The sequence below is a fragment of the Burkholderia sp. AU31624 genome (assembly GCF_020420065.1).
Taxonomy (GTDB): Bacteria; Pseudomonadota; Gammaproteobacteria; order Burkholderiales; family Burkholderiaceae; genus Burkholderia.
Genome location: NZ_JAIZRT010000004.1, coordinates 417,775 through 434,438, shown reverse-complemented (window position 1 = coordinate 434,438; position 16,664 = coordinate 417,775). Strand labels below are relative to the sequence as shown.

The window sequence follows — 16,664 nt, the reverse complement described above, 5'->3', positions numbered from 1 at the left end:
TGGGGAGAAAGACGATGAGATCCACCAAGCTCACGGCGACGCTCCTTGATCTGTTCAAGGCGGGGGTCGCGGCATCCATCTTGCTGACGGCAGGCGAAGCCTGTTTCGCGCAAGCGGTCGTCAATCTGACGGCGAAGGCGTCCACGGCGTTGATGCCGGACGGGCAGGCCGTGCCGATGTGGGGCTACAGCTGCACGCCGGCTGCCGTGGCGACGGTGCCGGCCGCGAATGCGACCTGCGCGGCGGCGAATCCGGCCGCCGGCGCGAACTGGTCGCCGGTGGTCGTCACCGTGCCGGCCGGGCAGCTGCAGATCAACCTGACGAACAACCTGCCCGCGCCCGTGCCGACCTCGCTCGTCATCGTCGGCCAGCTGGGCGGCGGTCTGGGCGACAAGCCGACGACCACGCCGAGCCCGGTCCATCCGACGCAGACCGCCACGACCTGGCCGATCGTCACGGCGACCTCGACCGCGCCGATGGCATCGTTCGTGCCGCCCGCGCAAGGGCCGCGCGTCCAGTCGTTCGGGACCGAGGTGGCGCCGTCGACCGATCCGAAATCGCACACGACGCTCACCTGGACCAATCTCAAGCCCGGCACCTACCTGCTCGAGTCGGGCACGCACCCGTCGATCCAGGGGCCGATGGGCCTCTACGGGGTGCTGGTGGTGAAGAGCCCGAGCGTCCCCAGCTCGACGTGCGCATCGACGAAACAGGCCTATCCGAATTCGGTGTCCTGCTATGACGCCGACGTGCCGCTCGTGATGAGCGAGATCGATCCGGTGCAGAACGCCGCGGTCGCCGCGGCCGTCGCGACCAAGGGCTTCAGCGAAACCGCCGCGTGGTCGGGGCAGCCCGGCGGATGCGGCGACTCGAAGTCGGTCACGTTCGGCACCTGCTATCCGCCGGTGGTGAACTACGATCCGCGCTACTACCTGATCAACGGCGTGGCCTTCGATCGCACCAACCCGAACGCGTCGGCCTTCCCGCCGAGCGCGATGGTGCCGCCGTCGACCGGGCAGGTGCTCGTGCGCCTGGTGAATGCCGGGCTGCGCATGCACGTTCCGGCGGTGGTCGGCGCGCAAACGGGCAATCCGTCCGCTCCCGGCTTCACGCTGATCGCCGAGGACGGCAACGTGATTCCCGGCGCCGCGCGCATCCAGAACGCCGTGTTCATGGCGGCCGGCAAGACCTACGACCTGATGCTGAACGCGCCGGCCGCCGGTGCGATGCCGGTATACGACCGGCAGTTGAGCCTGTCGACCAACAACATGCGCGATGGCGGGATGCAAGGCTACATCGCGGTCAACAACGCCCAACCGTCGGCGACTGCCGGCATCGGCGAAACGCCGACCGCCGCGGGCGCGAACTATTACTTCGTGCCGGGCACGACGCTGACCGTGTCGGATCCGGCCAAGGGCGTGATCGCGAGCGACTCCGGCGTGTACGGCGTGAAGGTCCAGACGCCGCCCGCGAGCGGCACGCTCACGTTGAATACCGACGGTACGTTCACGTATCTATCGAGTAGCACTGCGAACGACAGTTTCGTCTATCAGTCGACCAACGGCACGCCGCCGGTGACGGCGAAAGTGACGTTGACCGCCTGCACCACGAGCAACAAGTGCCTGTCGGTCCCGACGGCCGGCAATGCGAGTTTCGCGAGCAACATCGCGTCGCAGATCCAGGTCGGTGCACCGGGCGTGCTCGCCAGCGCGAACGATCCGGCCGGGTTGCCGCTCACCGCGCAAATCGTCGCGTCGAGCGCGACGAACGGCACCGTGACGCTGAATCCGGACGGCTCGTTTACCGCGGTGCCGTCGACGCCGCGGGTCGGCAACGGCGCGGCCGCGCAGACGATGACGTTCCAGTACAAGGTCACCAATACGCAGATGCAGACGAGCGCGAATGCAGGGACGGTGACCGTGACCTTCAATCCCGGCAGCGGGCTGGTCGTGAACGTGATGGACGCGCCGAGCATGGCGCCGGATGCGACCGCGCCGAACAAGGCGGTCAAGCTCGCCGACTATCGCTGGATCATCGAGGAAGACCGCACGATGCAGATCGATCCGGCCTGCCAGGTGAATTCCGCGACGGGACGGCCGGCGAACTGCCCGCCGCTGCCGGTCCCGAGCCTCGGCACGAACTTCCATACGAGCTATATGCCGGTGGTGGCGTCGGGTTGCGTCGGCACCGTCGCATGCGAATCCGGCCAGACCGTGTACGACCCGGTGTCCAACACGCACGTGGCGACCGTATGCGACGTCGGCAACGGCGTGTGCCGTACCGGCCCGAACGTCTCGCAACAGGCGCCGGTCGATCCGAAGTACGTGGCGCTCGATCCGACCAAGCATTACTACATCTCGATCCTGCCGGGCGATGCCGGTAACACGTTCACGAACGGCGGCGGCGTGTCGCCGGACGGCAAGCGGCCATTCAGCATCGCGCTCGACTGCCCGTCGGGCCCGAGCGGCGCGGATTTCGCGCCGGGCACCGGCAAGTGCGGCCACAGCATGGGCGGCGCGCCGATTGCGCCCGCGCAGGTCGCGGCGGCGAAGGCCGGACAGACCGGTGCGGGACAGGCCGGGCAGCTCAACGTGCTGCTGACGGAAACGCCGTACCAGACCGCGAAGCTGTCGGTGTTCGTGTTCGAGGACGATGCGCCGCTGAACGGCGAAGTGGATGTCAGCGGCGGGTCCGACGGATTCGGCACCGCACGCGAGCCGGGGCTCGGCGGATTCGAGATCAAGCTCTGGGACGATGCGGGCGGCACCGGCGACCCGACCGGACAGATGACCTACGACATGTTCAACATGCCGCTGTCGAATTCGCTGCAAGGCACCGTCGATCCGCTCACCGGGCTCAATGCGTGCCCGATCTCGACGGCGACCGACGGCCTGGTCGGCATGATTCCGACCTGCCCGAAATACGAATCGGACGGCAAGACGCTGTCGCCGCTCGTCGGCCAGGCCATCATCGCCAACCTGATGCCGGGCCGCTACGGCGTGATCGCGACACCGGCGGCCGACCGGATCGGCCGCGGCGAGGAGTGGCTGCAGACCAACACGCTCGACGGACAGAAGGCGCACGACGCGTTCATCAAGGTCGGCGGACCCGCGTACTTCCAGGAGTTCGGGCCGGCCGGCTATCACGTGTCGATCGGCTTCGCGAATCCGAAGATCATCAACGCGCGCAGGACCAACGCGGCCAAGACCGGGATATGCGACACCGGTCCGTGCCCGAACACGCTCACGGGCCGCGTGACGAACCTGCACTACAGCCGCCCGCCGAACGAGAATCTGTACAGCAGCGGATCGCGCGATTCGCTGGCGTTCTCGCAATGCTATGTGAGCGTCGGCGATCCGGACAGCGAGGACTACGGCTTCACGAAATGCGACAGCCAGGGGCGGTTCACGATCAGCGGCTTGCCGAGCGGCACGACCCGCATCACCGTGTTCGATCAATGGAACGACCAGATCGTCGACGGGCTGGCCAAGGCGGTCCAGTTGCCCGCGGCCAACGGGAGCACGACGGTCGACGTCGGCGACCTGTCCGTGCTGCAGTGGCATACGAACCTCTATACGCGGACCTTCATCGACCTGCACGGCGACGGCGTCTCGCATCCTGACGACCCCGGCATCGCGCTGGCATCGGTCAACATGCGGTTCCGCGACGGCAGCTTCTCGAACTTCAACAACACGGACGGCAATGGTTACGCGCCGTTCAACGAAGTGTTTCCGCTGTTCAACTGGTACGTGGTCGACGACGACCTGACGCGCTTCAAGTCGACCGGCACGCACGTGGTGTACGACGCGGGCGGTCCGGTGGACGGCACCGGCGCTGCCGGCAGCGGGCACTCGACGGTGGCCGCGAACTTCGCGAACACGGCCGAAACCGTGCCGCTGCCGTCGAACCTGCATGTGCCGGGCGCCCGGTATTGCGCGGACGCGGATTGCGCGTCGACCGGCAGCGGTTCGACCGGGCGGGTCGATCCGCCCTGGACGGGCACGGAGGCATGGCAGGGCTTCTCCGGCCAGAACTCGTTCATCGAGTACGGCAAGACGCCGTTCGCGAAGGGCGAGAACGGCGGGATACGCGGCGAGGTGATCTACGCGTCGACGCGGCCGTTCGACGATCCGACGCTGCTGATCCACACGAAGTGGACCCCCGACGTGCCGAACGTCACGGTCAACCTGTACCAGGAGGGCACGGCCACGGACGGCACGACCAACCTGACGCTGGTGGACACGACCAAGACGGCGAGCTGGGACGACTGGGCGCAGGGCTTCCGCGCGGACGGCGTGACGCCGAACATGAACTGCCCGGGCCAGGATCCGAACGACCCGTTCTACTTCACGCTGAAGAACAGCACCAACTGGCTCGATCCGCAACATCGCCAGCTGCCCGCGAACGCACAGTACAAGTGCTACGACGGCATGCACGCGTTCAACCAGATCCAGCCGGCGCCGTATGACGGGATGTACAAGTTCCCGAGCGTGACCGCGACGGATGCGAACGGCAAGCCGGTCGCGTCGAACTGCACGATCTGCGTCGGGAAGAACCCCGTCGACGGCACGCCGATGCTGCCGGCCGGCAAGTACGTGGTCGAGATCATCGTGCCGCCGGGCTACGAGCTGGTGAAGGAGGAAGACAAGAACATCCTGATCGGCGACAACTACATCGCTCCGGTGACGCAGCAGTTCGCCGGCATCGGCGCGATCTTCATCCTGCCCGACCAGGCCGCGGTGAACTCGACGTACAACAAGAACAACCCGCAGAACCCGACCACGAACCTCGGTTCGACGCCGCATGCCGAAGGCGACACCGGCAGCGTCGAGCGGTTCTGGCCGTGCGTCGGCGAGCTGCGCATCGTGCCGGACTACATCAGCCTGTTCCCGGGATCGAAGGAAGTCGCGCCGTTCGCCGGTGCATCGCGGCATCTGTGCGATCGCAAGGAGGTGATGCTGACCGACGAGGAATCGGTGCTCGCGAAGTTCTGGATTTTCAGCTCGACGCACGTCGCGGCGCACTACACGGGCTTCATGCTTGACGACTTCTCGTCGGAGTTCGACCCGTATTCGCCGCAGTTCGGCGAGAAGTTCGCGGTGCCGAACGTGCCGATCTCGTTCAAGGATTTCTCCGGCAACGAAACCTCGCGCACCTATACGGATCAATGGGGCATCTACAACGGGCTGACGTTCTCGACCTGGGAAGTGAACCCCCCGAACCCGACCGGGTATGCGCCGACGATGATGGTCGCCTGCATGAACGATCCGGGCCCGATCCCCGATCCGCAGCACCCCGGCAAGACGATTGCCGATCCGCTGTACAACCCGGCATACAGCCAGTTCTGTTACGAGATTCCGTTCATGCCCGGACAGACGCAGTACATGGATACGCCGGTGGTGCCGGTGCAGTCCTTCGCGGACGGCTATAACCAGCCCGACTGCGCGTATCCGGATGCGACGCCGGCGATCTCGAGCGTGACCGGCGACGCGATCGGCGCCGGCGCGGGCCCGTGGGTCAGCGCGCCCGGCAAGCAACTGACGATCAACGCGCTGGGCGACCAGCAGGTGGTGAACCACGCGTATACCGGACCGAGCCAGACCACGGCGCCGTTCAACCAGAAGTTCATCACGCGCCACTACGGCTTCGGCGCGACGCAGGGCACCGGCACGGTCACGATCGCGGGCGTCAATGCGACGGTCGTGTCGTGGAGCGATTCGAAGATCGTGGTGCTCGCGCCCGACCTGAGCCTTCCGTCGCTCCCGTCGCTGAAGGTGCCGTCGACCTGCACGATCCAGCAGATGGGCGCACCCGCGACGCAGTGCGGCGAGCTCGTGATCACGGCCGGCAACGGCAAGCGGTCGATCGATGCGGTCACGGTGACGATCGGCGGCAAGGCGCCGACCTACGTGAGCGGCGAGAACGGCGCGAGCAATGCGCTCCAGACGGCGATCAACAATGCGAGCGCGGGCGACATGATCGTCGTCGGTCCGGGCACGTACAACGAGATGCTGGTGATGTGGAAGCCGGTGCGGCTGCAAGGCGTGGGCGCAGCGTCGGTGACGATCAATGCGAATACGCATCCGTCCGGCAAGCTCGATCCGTGGCGCAGGCTGATCGCGTGCCTGTTCGGCACGTCGCTGAACGGCGGGGTGATTTCGGCCACGTACGACCCGACGAAGCCGATCTCGTCGACCAACAACCCGTACGATCCGTCTGGCACCTACCAGTGCCCGGTGCAGATGCAGGGGCACGTGGACCCGATTCCGTTCGAGCCGACCGTCGGTTGGGACAGCAATCAGAACGGCAACCTGGGCGAGCTGCTGATCGAGCCGTCGCTGCTGGGCGCGTATGAAGGCGCGGGCATCACGGTACTGGCCAAGGGTGTGCAGCCGAGCACGAACTGCACCGCGAACGGCATCTGCACGATGCTCACGGCGCACGACTGCACGACGGACCCGAACAACCCGAACTACGGCAACTTCCTGTGCAACCCGTCGCGCATCGACGGGGTCACGGTCACCAACAGCTCGCAGGGCGGCGGCGGGATCTTCCTGCACGGCTGGAACCATTACACGGAGGTATCGAACAACCGCGTGACCGGCAATGCCGGCACGCTGTCGGGCGGCATCACGGTCGGCCAGGTGGAAGTGCCGGACGGCAACATCGCCGCGGACGGCGTGACGCAGTTGCCGTTCATGTACAACACGTTCGTCAACGTTCACCACAACGCCGTCACGGCAAACGCGTCGTATGGCGACGAGATCAACTCGACCACGCCATCCTCGGCCGGCGGCGTGACCCTGTGCTCGGGCGCCGACTACTACCGCTTCAACTACAACTGGGTCTGCGGCAACATGAGCAGCGGTGACGGCGGCGGCGTTTCGCACTTCGGGTTCAGCTACAACGGCGACCTGTCGCACAACGTGGTGTTGTTCAACCAGAGCAACAACCCGACGTTGCCGACGTATGGCGGCGGGATCATCGCGCAGGGGGTGCCGCCCGACGGCACGTTCTGCGAGAACTCGACCGTCGACGTCGATTGCGCGCCGCAGCTGTCCGACGGCATCGGCCCGAATCTCGTGATCGACGGCAACCTGATCATGGGCAACACGGCGGAAAGCGGGAAGGGCGGCGGCCTGCGGCTGCAGAACGTCAACGGCACGGACGTGCAACGCAATCTCGGCAATCCGAACAACTGGTACCAGGTGCGCGTGATCAACAACATCATCGCGAACAACGTGGCCGGCTGGTCGGGCGGCGGCGTGTCGCTGCAGGATGCGGTGCGCGTCAGCTTCATCAACAACACGGTGATCGCGAACGATGCGACGGCGTCGGCGGGCGTGCTCTTCAATACGCCGGCCGCGTCGCAGTCGAACGTGGCGCCGCCGGGATGCACGAGCAGCACGACCAGCGCGGACTCGACCTGCACGAGTTTCATCGAGACATCGACGCAGCAGCCGGCCGGGCTGGAGACGACGACGCATACGCAGAACCTGATGGCGGCGTTCGTTCCGCCCGCGGGTTTCACGGGGCAAGTCACCTGTCCCGCGAACGCGCCGAACTGCACGAAGTTCTCGAATCCGGTGCTGAGCAACAACCTGTTCTGGCAAAACCGCTCGTTCTACATCTCGGTGAGTGCGCAGCCGAACCCGAACATACCCGGCTTGCAGAACGCGGTCACGCTGAACCCGGTCCTGAACCAGAAGGGGCAATCGACAGGCTTCTGCGTGACGGGCGGCGCGACCCCGCCGTTCTACTGGGACATCGGCGCGTACGGCGACACCGGGCCGGCCAATCACCAGTCCGGGCTGACCATGAACCCGCAGTACTCGATCATGACCAGCACGGCCGGCTACGCCGCGACCAACAAGGCAGCGGACCCGCAGACAACCAGCCAGTACTGCAACGGCTCGCGCGTGCCGCCGGAAGCCGGCGGGAACGGCTTTGCCGTACCGCCCGGGATCGCCGACGCGGTGTTGCCGAACCCGTTGTTCGGGCTGATGCCGTCGGCCACGCCCGATGAAGGCAACCAGTGGATCAACATGTCGTACGGGCCGCTGTCGCTGTCCAACGAGGCGCTCCAGCCGGGCAGTGCCGGCTACAACGTGATGATGGGCAACTACTCGATCAAGGGCACGTCGCCGGCGATCGGGGCGGCCACCGCGAACGGCGCGCCGAATCACGACATCTTCGGCACGCCGCGGCCGCAAGCCAACGGCTACGACATCGGCGCGGTCGAGTACGTCGCGCCTGGCCTGCTCGGCGGCCTGCTCGGCGGCGGTACGCCGATCGACCCGCTCGCATTGGGGAGCCAGCCGACCGGCCTGGCCGCGCTGATCCCCGGAGGCGGCGGAATTCCGGGCGGCGGAGGCATCCCGGGTGTCGGCGGTATTCCGGGCGGCGGTGGCATCCCGGGCGGCGGTGGAATTCCGGGTGTCGGTGGCATCCCGGGCGGCGGTGGAATTCCGGGCGGCGGCGGTATTCCGGGTGTCGGTGGCATCCCGGGCGGTGGCGGTATTCCGGGTGTCCGTGGCATCCCGGGCGGTGGAGGTATCCCGGGCATCGGCGGCATCCCGGGGATCGGCGGAATCCCGGCCATCTTCAGCCGTAACGTGCCGCTGCCGCCGATCAAGGCGCCGGCGCTGAGGCGGCCGCAGGCAGGGGCGCGGCTGGCTCCGCCGGTGACCCGGCCGCTGCCGGCCGGCGCGTTGGCGCAGTCTCCGGCGCTGGCGCGGCCGCAATCGGCTGCGCTGCTGCAGGCCCCGGCCCGGACGACGCCGCGCGCCCGCACGCAGACGCCTGGGCAGTTGCCTGCGCAGACACGCGCGCAGCCGCCCGTGCGGCTGCCGGCGCCGACCCCGGCGCAGGCGCTACCCGCGCCGCTCACGGGAGCGATGCAATGAAACGGGCGGCCGTCCGTGCGGCATCGATGCTGCTGCTCGCGGGCGCTGCCTGCCTTGCCGCGGTCCGGCCTCAGCCGGCCGCGGCCGGGCAGGATGCGCCGGCCGGGCCCGCGGCCATCCGGCACTCGCCTTACCTGCCGGTGAGCCTGCCGCGGCAGGCGAAGGCCTACTACCAGATGGCGAAGGGTATCGACAACTTGCACGTGCGCAGCACCGCGTCCGGCAACCTGATCCGTTTCAGCTATCGCGTGACCGATCCCGACAAGGCGCGGCTGCTCGGCGACACGAAAGTGACCGTCTACCTGTACGGCGAAACGAGCCACGCCATGCTCGTGATTCCGGTGATGGACCAGATCGGCGCGCTGCGGCAGACCGGTCAGCTCGAGACCGGACGCGAATACTGGATGGTGTTTTCCAACAAGGGAGGGCCGATCAAGCGCGGCGAACGGGTCAGCATCCTGATCGATTCGCTGCACATCGACGGGCTGGTGGTCGAGTAATCACATACATGCGCATGCCGCCGCGCATCGGCAACGGGCGGCCTGCATGCGGGGAGAGCAGTCATGAACCGGTTTCTTTTCAAGTCGATTTCGGCGGCATGTGCCGCCGGCTTGTTGACTTGCGGCCAGGTCGCATCCGCGGCCTCGGCGGCGGGGAATGCGCAGGAGGCGTCGGCGTCGCACATGGACGCCGCGCAGATCGCCGAGCGCAATGCGGCGGCCCGTGGCGGGCTGCAGGCGTGGCGGGCGGTGTCGTCGATCAGGATGACGGGGCAGCTCGATGCGGGCGGCACGAAGAACGTCAGGCTGCCGTTCACGCTGACGTTGAAGCGTCCGCGCAAGAGCCGGCTCGAAATCCAGTTCGAGCAGCAAACGGCGCTGCAGGTGTACGACGGCTCGCAGGGCTGGCTGGTCCGGCCGTACCTCGGCCGCAACGATGTCGAGCCGTATACGCCGGCGCAACTCAAGTCCGCCGCGTCATCGGCCGAACTCGACGGGCCGCTGATCGATTACGCGGCCAAGGGCACCACGATCCAGGCGCTCGGCACGGAGCAGGTGGAAGGGCACCGCGCGTATGTGCTGAAGCTGACGTCGAAGGAGGGCGCGACGCGCCGCCTGTGGGTCGACGCGTCGAGCTTTCTCGAACTGAAGATCGACGGCGAGCCGCGCGTGCTGGACGGCAAGACGCACAGCGTCGCCGTGTTCTATCGCGACTACCGGAAGGAGAACGGCCTCGTCTTGCCGCACACGCTCGAGACCGTCGTGAGCGGCGTCAAGGGAGCGCACCGGATCACGATCGAGCATGTCGCGCTCAACGAGCCGGCCGACGATGCGATGTTCGGCAAGCCGCCGCTTACCTTCGCGAAGGCGCCGAGTCACCCCGCCGAGACCCGGACGAGGTGACCACCATGGGACGGATCGGATCGTGGGTGCTCGCCGGCTGCGCGATGGCGGCCTTGTGCGGGTGCGAGCAATTGCCGGGGCAGGGCCTCGGCGTGGACCAGATCGTCGAGAAGAACATCGCGGCGAGAGGCGGGCTCGACGCGTGGCGCAAGCTCCAGACGATGGTCTGGTCGGGCCATGTGGACAGCCCGAACGCACCGGTGCGCAACATGCCGTTCGTCCTGGCGATGAAGCGCCCGAACAAGACGCGCTTCGAGATCACCGTGCTCAACCAGAAGGCCGTGCGCGTGTTCGATGGCCGCGAAGGCTGGAAACAGGCCGCGAGCGGCAGCGCCGGCGTGCGGCCGTATACGCCGGGCGAGCTGCTGTCCGCGCGCGATGAGCAGGTGATCGACGGCCCGCTGTTCGACCACGATGCGAAGGGCATCGGCGTGACGCTGGAGGGCGTCGACCCGATCGGCGGGCACGATGCATACCGCCTGGCGGTGAAGCTGCCGTCCGGCGCGGTCCGGCATGTGTGGATCGACGGGCGGAGCTTCCTGGACGTGAAGGCCGACCGCCAGGTGCGCGGGCCGAGCGGCCCGCTCACGGTGGAGGTGAACTACGGCAACTTCAAGCTCATCGACGGCCTGCAAATCCCGCTCAGGATCGAGAGCGGAACGGCAGCCTCGCCGACCAAGGACACGCTGATCATCGACAAGGTGTCGCTGAATCCGCCGCTCGACGATGCGCTCTTCGGCCGGCCCGTATCGCCGGGCGGACGCCGGGCGGCGTCGATCGATGCGCGCGTGTCGGCGGCCCCGCCGGGCGTGGCCCGGCCGACGGCACGGCCATGAACGGCATCCGGGGGCGAGCGCGCGCCCTCGCGGCGGCGTGGCCGCCGGTCTCGCGCGGGCGGCTGGCGCGGTGGCTGGTGCTGGCCGCGCTGTGCGCAAGCGCGGGCCACGCGATCGGCGGCGAGCCGGCGGCACCCGTCGTGCCCGCGGACGCGGGAGAAGCCCTCTTCCAGCGTGGCATCCTCGGTTCCGGTGCGCCGCTCGAAGCCGTGCATCAGGACGGCGTGCGCCTGCAAGGCGCCGCTGCCGCCTGCGTCAATTGCCATCGGCGCAGCGGGCTGGGCTCGAAGGAGGGCAACAACATCATTCCGCCGATCACGTGGCGCTACCTGGTGCATCCGCGCGCGCAGACCGCCGAGGATCTCGACATCCCGTACGTTCCCGGCATGCGCACCGATCGCGAGCCGTACACGGAAGAGCGGCTCGCGCGCGCCGTGCGCGACGGGATCGACCCGGAGGGCAGGCCGCTCGGCGGACTGATGCCGCAATACGCGCTCGGCGACGCCGACATGGCCGCGCTGACGGGCTATCTGAAGCGTCTCGATCGCCGCCCGCCGTCGGGCGTGACGGACACGGTGCTGCATTTCGCGACGATCGTCACGCCGGACGCGGACCCGGTGAAACGGGCGGGCATGCTCGACGTCCTGCAGCATTACTTCGCGGACAAGAACGCGTTTCCGTTCGGCACGACGCCGCCGCTGCGTTCCACGCGAAAAATGATGTTCATGGTCAATCGCCGCTGGGAACTGCACGTGTGGGAACTGAACGGTCCGCCGGACACGTGGCGCGCGCAGTTGACGCAGTTGCTCGCCCGACAGCCGGTGCTGGCCGTGGTGTCGGGGCTCGGCGGCAGGAACTGGGCGCCCGTTCACGACTTCTGCGAGGCGCAGGCCGTGCCCTGCCTCTTTCCGAACGTCGAGGTGCCGGTCGAAGCCGAGCACGATTTCTACTCGGTGTACTTCTCGCGCGGCGTGCTGCTCGAGTCGGACCTGATCGCGAAGCGCGTGCTGGACGAAGTCGGCGCGCGGCCGGTGAAGACGGTCAGGCAAGTCTATCGCGCGGGCGACAACGGCGAGCGCGGCGCACAGGCGCTCGCCGCGGCGCTGAAGGCGCGCGGCATCGCGGTGTCGAATCATGCGCTCGCACCGCACGACGGCGTCGCGCGCGCGTTGCGCGGGATGCCGCGCGACGATGTGCTCGTGCTGTGGCTGAGGCCGCCCGATCTCGCGGCGCTCGAGCATGTGCCGCCGACGGTGGACACCGTGTTCATGTCGGGGCTGCTCGGCGGGCTCGACGGCACGCCGCTGCCGACGAGCTGGCGCGCCGTCACGCGCGTTGCCTATCCGTTCGACCTGCCCGAAGGGCGGCGCGTGCGCGTCGACTACGCGTTCGGCTGGTTCACGATCCGCAAGATTCCGATGGTCGCGCCGCAGGTGCAGGCGGATACCTATCTCGCGTGCGGCCTGCTCGCCGAGACGCTGAGCCACATGGTCGACGCGTTCGTGCGCGAGTATCTCGTCGAGCGCATCCAGGACATGCTCGAACGCCGCATCCTGACCGGCTACTACCCGCGCCTGACGCTCGCGACCGGGCAGCGCTTCGCGTCGAAGGGCGGCTATATCGTCCGGTTCGCCGGGCCGGACCGCACGAAGATCTCCGCCGACGGAGACTGGATCGTTCCCTGAGCCGTCGCGCGCCTTCGGATGGAGTAGGAAACAGGCCGCGTATGGAGGGAGTCGCCCCATGTCGGTTTCGACGCGTGCATCGCACACTGAAGACATCGTGCGACATGGCGATGTCGCGCCGGAGCATCGCGGCATACGATGCGGGGAGGGAAACCGTCATGACAACGTTCCTGGCCGGCCATGGTGTTCGACATCGCCGGGCACGTCGCGGCTGGCTGGCCGCGCTCGCGGTGCTCGCGTTGCTGCAATTGCCGGTTGCGCACGCGTTGCCGATCTTCGCGCGCCAGACCGGGCAGAGCTGCGTCGCGTGCCATGCCGGCGGACAGTTTCCGGAACTCACGCCGTACGGGCGCATGTTCAAGCTGAACGGCTACACGTTCGGCGAACGAACGATTCCGCTTGCCGCGATGGCGATTGGCGACCTGAGCAAGACCCGCTACAACAGCGACTCCAGCGGCGCGCCGATCAACCCCAAGGACGGCCTGCCGATCTTCGACTTCGCGAGCGTGTTCCTCGCCGGGAAGATCACCGACCATCTCGGCGGCTTCGCGCAGTTCACCTACATCGCCCACGATCATCAGGACGGCGACGGGCGATGGAAAGGCCACTGGACGTCGGACAATACCGACTTCCGCTTCGTCGACCGGATCATGACGTCGGCGAACGACCTGATCGTCGGCTTGACGGTGCACAACAACCCGACCGTGCAGGACGTATTCAACACCGCGCCGGCATGGGGTTACCCGTACGTCTCGTCGACCATCAGCCCGGTGGCGAAGATCCCGAACCTGCCCTTGCTCGAAAGCGGGGCGCTCGCGACGCAGGCGGTCGGCACCGGCGCCTACCTGTACTGGAACAGCCTGCTGTACGCGGAGCTGACCACCTACAGCACCGCGGACGGCATCTGGTCGTTCCTGAGCCACGGGAACAACGAAGGGAACCCGAATCACCCGCAAATCTATCTGCGCGGCTACAACCCGTATGCGCGTATCGCGCTGACCCACGACTGGGGGCCGCATAGCGTGATGGTCGGCGCATTCGGCTTCAGCGTCGACGTCTACCCGAACGACGCGAACAATTTCCCGATTTTCGGGACCGGCGTCACGCGTTTTCGCGACTATGGTCTCGACGCGCAATACGAATACTTGCTCGAGCCGCACACGATCACCGCGCAGGCGCGCTACGTGCGGGAGAACATCCACGATCCGAACAATTTCATCGTGAGCGACAACACGTCCGCGAACCTGAATTCGTTGCGGCTCAAGGCGTCGTACGTCTACCAGGCCAAGTACGGCGTCAGCCTGTCGTTCTTCAATACGACGGGTACGGCCGACAGCACGGCCTACGCGGCGAGCGCGAACTTCCATCCGAATACCCAGGGCTGGACGCCGGAAATATTCTGGATGCCGGATCAACACGTGCGCATCGGCATCCAGTACACGCACTTCACCAAGTACCTCGGCGCGACGACCAACTACGACGGCAACGGGCGCAATGCGAGGGATAACGATACGTTGTTTCTCTATCTATGGCTCGCTTCCTTCTGACCTCCCGTTCGGCCTCTCCCGCGCATCCGGCTGATTGGACCCCGCGCGATGGGAGAGGAGCGCGCATTTCGCATCGCGTGTCGATGAGAATGCGCGGCGGCGCCGAACGGGATCGCATCGGAAGGTGGCAGAAAAGGCGGCAGGGAGGTCGGTGACATGAACAAAGTGGCCCATATCGTCTCGCTCGCGATGGTGCTGGCCGGGGCGGGTTGCCACGACCTGGAGCGGTCGCGGCAAGTCGACAACCCGGCCGTATCGGGCAAGACCATCGCGCTGCAGGTGTGCTCGAACTGTCACGGCGCGACCGGTGTGTCGGTGTCGCCGATGTTTCCGAAGCTCGCCGGACAGCGCAAGGAATACCTCGTCGATCAGTTGACCGACTTCAAGAGTCACGCGCGTGCCGACCCGAACGCGAAGCGGTTCATGTGGGGCTTCACGCACCTGACCGACGCGCAGATCGACGAACTCGCCACCTATTTTTCGAGTCAGCCCGCCGTGCTCGGCGAAGCCGACGATCGCGCGCTCATCGACGCGGGCCGGGCGATTTTCGTGGGGGGCCTGCCGGACAAGGGCGTTGCGGCGTGTGTCGGATGTCACGGCCAGCATGGAGAAGGCGCGAGCGGTTTTCCTCGCCTCGCCGGCCAGCATGCGGATTACGTTCGGAAGCAGCTCGCGATTTTCCGGGAAACCGACACACGGCCTCGCGGCGCGATCATGAAGAGCGTATGCGCGAACATGACGGAGCAGGACATGCGCGCGGTCGCGGCATTCGTCGAGGCATTTCCGGCTGAAACCGGCGTACCGGCGAGCCCGGCGAAAGCCGGCGCATCGGTGAACCCGCCGGAAGCCGGCCCATCGGCGAGCCCGCCGTCCGACCAATGAGCACGCCCCGCCTGATCGGCGGCGCACGTGCCGCGGCAGGCAGGCGACCGGCGCCGACCGTGATCATTTAGGTGTCTCGTCTCCCCCGGGGCGGGGCGCCTCTTTTTCTTCCAACCCTGCGCAGTTCCATTCCGGTGAATGCCATGAAAGCGATGCAATCCTCACGCGGCGGCACGGCCTCGGTCGCCAGGCTGTCGTATCTGCGACAACGCGCGTCCGCCGCGGTGCGTGCATGCGAGCCGGACCACGACCGTCCGTTCCTCGCGCGCCTGTCGTTGCTCGACTGGCTGTTCGCCCTGGCGCTCGTGGTGGGCGCGGGCTATGCGCTCGTGCACGACCACGCGCACATGGATGACTACGACAAGGCGGTGATGATCGGCACCGTGCCGGCGCTCATCGCGCTCGGCTGGCGCTGGAAGCCCGCGCGGCTGATGATGGCGTCGATCGCCGTGCTGGCGTTGCTGTCGATCCAGATCTACCAGGGCGATCTCGCGCGCGCCGATTCGGCGTTCTTCCTCAAGTACTTGCTGTCGAGCCAGTCGGCGATCCTGTGGATGAGCGCGCTGTTCGTGCTCGCAACGATTTTCTACTGGATCGGCTTGCTCGCGCGCTCGGCGTCGGGCTCCGCGATCGGCCAGAAGCTCACGTGGGTCGCCGTGCTGATGGGCTTCACCGGCCTGATGGTGCGCTGGTACGAGTCCTACCTGATCGGGGCGGACGTCGGGCACATTCCGGTATCGAACCTGTATGAAGTGTTCGTGCTGTTCAGCCTGATCACCGCGCTGCTCTATCTGTATTACGAAGGCCACTACGGCACGCGCGCGCTCGGCGCATTCGTGCTGCTGGTGATCAGCGCGGCCGTCGGCTTCCTGATGTGGTACTCGGTCGCGCGCGACGCGCAGCAGATCCAGCCGCTCGTGCCGGCGCTGCAGAGCTGGTGGATGAAGATCCACGTGCCGGCGAACTTCATCGGCTATGGCAGCTTCGCGCTGTCGGCGATGGTGTCGGTCGCGTACCTGATGAAGGAGCGCGGCGTGCTCGCCGATCGCCTGCCGACGCTCGACGTGCTCCACGACGTGATGGTCAAGTCGATCGCGGTCGGTTTCGCGTTCTTTACGATCGCGACGATCCTCGGCGCGCTGTGGGCCGCCGAAGCATGGGGCGGCTACTGGAGCTGGGACCCGAAGGAAACCTGGGCGCTGATCGTGTGGCTCAACTACGCGGCGTGGCTGCACATGCGCCTGATGAAGGGCCTGCGCGGCACGGTGGCCGCATGGTGGGCGCTCACGGGCCTGCTCGTGACGACCTTCGCGTTCCTCGGCGTCAACATGTTCCTGTCCGGGCTGCACAGCTACGGGCGGCTCTGAGGCGCGCGCGGCGGCGCCTACCGTGTTCTACCCATGCA

The 16,664-nt window shown here is 67.1% G+C and carries 8 protein-coding genes; all 8 read left to right on the top strand.

The window, feature by feature from the left end:
- The first annotated feature begins 14 nt into the window (after positions 1-14).
- Entirely contained in the window at positions 15-8,906 is an 8,892-nt protein-coding gene (locus LGM89_RS17055) for a choice-of-anchor Q domain-containing protein (protein WP_226273495.1), read from the top strand.
- Positions 8,903-9,406 carry a hypothetical protein gene (locus LGM89_RS17050; protein ID WP_226273494.1) on the top strand — a complete coding sequence of 168 codons (504 nt, stop codon included), beginning with the start codon at positions 8,903-8,905 and terminating at the stop codon, positions 9,404-9,406. Before LGM89_RS17055 ends, LGM89_RS17050 begins: the two co-directional genes overlap by 4 nt.
- Before the next feature lie 63 nt (positions 9,407-9,469).
- A complete protein-coding gene (locus LGM89_RS17045) occupies positions 9,470-10,309 on the top strand; it encodes an outer membrane lipoprotein-sorting protein (protein ID WP_089494425.1) in 840 nt (279 codons plus the stop codon).
- 5 nt (positions 10,310-10,314) lie between these two features.
- Positions 10,315-11,145: a hypothetical protein gene (locus tag LGM89_RS17040; protein ID WP_226273493.1), complete on the top strand. Its 831-nt coding sequence runs from the start codon at positions 10,315-10,317 to the stop codon at positions 11,143-11,145.
- Positions 11,142-12,830, top strand: coding sequence for a c-type cytochrome (locus LGM89_RS17035; RefSeq protein ID WP_226273492.1), 1,689 nt, complete (start codon positions 11,142-11,144; stop codon positions 12,828-12,830). The genes LGM89_RS17040 and LGM89_RS17035 overlap by 4 nt, the downstream gene beginning before the upstream one ends.
- A gap of 158 nt (positions 12,831-12,988) precedes the next feature.
- A complete protein-coding gene (locus LGM89_RS17030) occupies positions 12,989-14,377 on the top strand; it encodes a cytochrome C (RefSeq protein WP_226273491.1) in 1,389 nt (462 codons plus the stop codon).
- Positions 14,378-14,533: 156 nt separating this feature from the next.
- Positions 14,534-15,259, top strand: a complete 726-nt coding sequence (locus LGM89_RS17025; protein ID WP_226273490.1) for a c-type cytochrome — start codon at positions 14,534-14,536, stop codon at positions 15,257-15,259.
- A 152-nt stretch (positions 15,260-15,411) separates the two neighbouring features.
- Positions 15,412-16,626: a c-type cytochrome biogenesis protein CcsB gene (ccsB, locus tag LGM89_RS17020; protein ID WP_226273646.1), complete on the top strand. Its 1,215-nt coding sequence runs from the start codon at positions 15,412-15,414 to the stop codon at positions 16,624-16,626.
- Positions 16,627-16,664: the final 38 nt, after the last annotated feature.

Bases quoted from the DNA above. Each gene is read 5' to 3' on its own strand.
- LGM89_RS17055 (WP_226273495.1), top strand. From the start codon at position 15: ATGAGATCCACCAAGCTCACGGCGACGCTCCTTGATCTGTTCAAGGCG.
- LGM89_RS17050 (WP_226273494.1), top strand. From the start codon at position 8,903: ATGAAACGGGCGGCCGTCCGTGCGGCATCGATGCTGCTGCTCGCGGGC.
- LGM89_RS17045 (WP_089494425.1), top strand. From the start codon at position 9,470: ATGAACCGGTTTCTTTTCAAGTCGATTTCGGCGGCATGTGCCGCCGGC.
- LGM89_RS17040 (WP_226273493.1), top strand. From the start codon at position 10,315: ATGGGACGGATCGGATCGTGGGTGCTCGCCGGCTGCGCGATGGCGGCC.
- LGM89_RS17035 (WP_226273492.1), top strand. From the start codon at position 11,142: ATGAACGGCATCCGGGGGCGAGCGCGCGCCCTCGCGGCGGCGTGGCCG.
- LGM89_RS17030 (WP_226273491.1), top strand. From the start codon at position 12,989: ATGACAACGTTCCTGGCCGGCCATGGTGTTCGACATCGCCGGGCACGT.
- LGM89_RS17025 (WP_226273490.1), top strand. From the start codon at position 14,534: ATGAACAAAGTGGCCCATATCGTCTCGCTCGCGATGGTGCTGGCCGGG.
- ccsB (WP_226273646.1), top strand. From the start codon at position 15,412: ATGCAATCCTCACGCGGCGGCACGGCCTCGGTCGCCAGGCTGTCGTAT.